At 52.4% G+C, this 254-nt stretch carries 1 pseudogene; it reads right to left on the bottom strand.

The features are described from left to right. Nucleotides 1-254: pseudogene (locus HBA93_RS22210) on the bottom strand (PA0069 family radical SAM protein); the annotation flags it as partial.

Genomic DNA, 254 nt, shown 5'->3' with positions numbered 1-254 from the left:
GGTGAGTCATTGCGCGTAATAATGCTGCGCGGCTTTTCAATCTGGACTTCGGTTTTAAACGCTTCCATTTTTTCAAGAGAGTTCCAGCCGTCATCGCTGTCGATGCGTGTCTGACTCTCAAAGCGACCGGAGGGATTGATCCCTGCGCCACGTCCGCGCCGACGGCTGTGATCAATACGCAAGCCCGTACCATCAATGATGGCATTGGCATGATCTGTACGCTCAGAACCGAAAACTGCTTTGCCGGAGAAAAC

This window comes from Ochrobactrum sp. SFR4 (assembly GCF_019730395.1).
In the GTDB taxonomy this organism is placed as follows: domain Bacteria; phylum Pseudomonadota; class Alphaproteobacteria; order Rhizobiales; family Rhizobiaceae; genus Pseudochrobactrum.
Note: the sequence above shows the minus strand (reverse complement) of the source record. Positions and strands in the feature narration are given on the sequence as shown.